Annotated in this window: 2 protein-coding genes; one reads left to right on the top strand and one right to left on the bottom strand. The window is 74.3% G+C overall.

All coding sequences use genetic code 11. From position 1 onward, the window contains the following. Nucleotides 1–147: 147 nt before the first annotated feature. Nucleotides 148–753: a PadR family transcriptional regulator gene (locus SM577_RS31600; protein WP_302919482.1), complete on the bottom strand. Its 606-nt coding sequence runs from the start codon at nt 751–753 to the stop codon at nt 148–150. A 74-nt stretch (nt 754–827) separates the two neighbouring features. On the opposite strand from SM577_RS31600, the gene SM577_RS31595 reads away from it, so the two are divergent. Further along, the coding region (locus SM577_RS31595) for an ABC transporter permease (protein WP_474588698.1) at nt 828–2,809 on the top strand (1,982 nt) is incomplete at its 3' end.

Genomic DNA, 2,809 nt, shown 5'->3' with positions numbered 1-2,809 from the left:
TCACAGCGGCGGGCGGCGTGCTGCTCACCGCCACCGCGGCGCTGGCGCCGGCCACGCTGCTGCACCGCCTACCCACGGCACGACTGCTGGCAGAGGAGTAACACCGCCGGCTCGCGCTCCCGCCGGCCTGTCGGGCGGACCGGTCCGTCAGCCGGCCGCCCGGCTCGGCCCCGTGCCCTCGGCCGGGGCCGCCGCCACCGGGCGGTCGCGCGCCAGCGCGGCAAGCGTCGCGCCACCGTCGGCGAGCAGCGCCGACTCGGCGTCGTCGACGAAGGCGAGGTCGGCCTCGACGTGCCGGCTGGCGGCCGAGAGCAGCAGCCCGACCACCGGGTCCGCCGCCCCCCGGCGCAGCCCGTCCAGGTTGCGCAGCTCCCGCATCAGGTGCCCGCGCTGGTTGGCCAGGACGGACCGCACCGTCTCCGGCGTGCCGGTCCGGGCGGCGGCGGTGACCTTGAGGAAGAAGTCGTCCCGGAAGCCGCCGCTGCGCGGGCTCGGCTCGGACAGCCAGCGGTCCAGCTCGGCCCGGCCGTCGGGGGTGATCTCGTAGACCACCCGGTCGGGTTTGACCGGCTGCGGCTCCCGTGCCGAGACGACCAGGCCGTCGCGGGAGAGCCGGTCCAGGATCTGGTAGAGGTGGCCGATGTTCAGCGGCCCCCACTGCGGGCCGACGGCGGCCTCGAACGCGCCCTTGAGCTGATAGCCGTGGCTGGGGCCGTGGGCGAGCAGGGCCAGGACGGCGTGCTGGATCGCCATGTCACCTCCGGGTCGGGTCTTGCATTGTCACAATGTATCGCGCAGAGTGGGGGCAGCACACGGGGAGGCGCGACATGCTCAGCTTCGTCTGGAGGCAGCTTCGCGGCCGTGCGGGGCGGTCGGTGGCCCTGCTGGTCGGGGTCCTGGTGGCGACCACCGGGTTCGTCGTCCTGACCGGGGCCACCACCACCTCCCGTCTGGATGTCACCGGGACCGTCGAGCGGAACACCCGGGCGGCGTACGACATCCTGGTCCGTCCGAAGGGGACGCGCACGCCGCTGGAGGTCGAGCGGCGGCTGGTCCGCCCCAACTACCTCTCCGGCCTCTTCGGCGGCATCACCACCGCCCAGTACGAGCAGGTCCGGGCGGTGACCGGCGTCGACGTGGCAGCACCCATCGCGATGCTCGGCCACTCCACCGCACCGGTGCCGATGTCGTTCGACGTCACCGACGCCGTCGACCGCGGCCTGGACCGGCAGGTGATCCGCGTCGATCCCACCTTCGTCGCCGAACGTGGCCTCTCCACCGCCGGGGCCAAGCCGCGCTACGTGTACGTGACGAAGCACCGCCTCATCTATCCCCGATTCGACGGTGAGCTGTCCGAGCGGGGGACGCCGTACACCGACGGCCGGTCGTACCCGTGGGACATCGTGTGCGGACCCGTGCCGCGGGAGGTGCTCCCCGACGGACGGAGCCGGCCGGTCTGCGACCCCCAGTTCGGCGCCCTCCAGGCCAACCCGGCCACCCTCTCGGAACGGGAACTGTGGAGCCTCGACTCGGTACGGCTGCTGCCGGACGGCCGGTTCGAGGCGGCCAACGGCCTGCTCGCCCCGGGCACCGGCCCCACCACCGCCGACCGGTTGGTGCTGACCTACCAGATGACCGTGCCGTTGCTGATCGCCGCCGTCGACCCGGTCGCCGAGAACCGGCTGGTGGGACTGGACGCCGCGGTGGTCGGCGGTCGGTCGGTCCGGCCCGACGAGCCGGTGACCGAGCAGCGCGGCGGCAGCCAGGTCACCCGTACCGCACCGGCGCTGGTCACCAACCGTCCCTTCTTCGACAGCACGGTGCGCGCCCGGTTCACCCGGCTGCCCACGGCCCGGCCGGCAACCGTGCCGGCCACGGAACTGGAACGGACCCTGGGCCGGGCCAGCGGGATTCCGGCCGGGTCGGCGGAGGTCGAGGCGGGCGCCGCCTATCGGGCCCAGCTGGCGAAGGGGATCGACGGCGACGCCTGCTGCCGCGGCCAGTTCCAGCGGGTGATCCAGGCGGGTCCGGTGACATACCGCGAGCTGCCCGACGGCACCCTGCGCGCTGACGCGGTCCCGCCCGCCGACCCCGAGGTGTACGGCACCCAGTTCACCCACAACTTCCTGCCCCGGCCCTGGCTGGCCGAGGACAACGGCTTCCGGTCGGTGCGGGCCCTCGCCGGAAAGGAGGGTGGCGCGGCCACCCGGTACCACCAGTGGCAGGCCGTCGGGGTCTTCGACCCGGAGAAGCTGGCCGGCTTCAGCGACCTGGGCGGGGTTCCGCTGGAGACGTACGAGCCGCCGCGTGCCGAGAGCGCGGACGACCGCAGTCGGGCCGCACTGGGCGGCCGGCCCCTGGAGCCGAGCGGCAACCCGGCCGGCTACCTGTCGGCGCCGCCGCTGGTGCTCACCAACCTCGCCAGCGTGCCCAAGCTGCTGGAGGGCGGCAACAGCCCGCAACGCACCGCGCCGATCAGCGCCATCCGGGTCCGGGTCGCCGGGGTGGACGGCTACAGCGAGCGGTCCGCCGAGCGGGTCCGGCTGATCGCCGAGCAGATCAACCGGGCGACCGGCCTGGACGTTGACATCACCCTGGGCTCCTCGGCCGCGCCGCAGACGGTGGAGCTGCCGGCCGGTGCGTTCGGCCGCCCGGAGCTGCGGCTCACCGAGAACTGGTCGGCGCTCGGGGTCGCCTCCACCATCGTGCGGGCGGTGGACCGCAAGAGCGCGGCGCTGTTCGCCCTGGTGCTGGTGGTCTGCGTGCTCTTCCTCGGCAACGCCGTCTCCGCCGCCGTCCGGGACCGCCG

It is taken from the genome of Micromonospora desertarenae, from assembly GCF_056150265.1.
Note: the sequence above shows the minus strand (reverse complement) of the source record. Positions and strands in the feature narration are given on the sequence as shown.

Coding starts and splice junctions, on each gene's coding strand:
- SM577_RS31600 (WP_302919482.1), bottom strand. CDS start 753: ATGGCGATCCAGCACGCCGTCCTGGCCCTGCTCGCCCACGGCCCCAGC.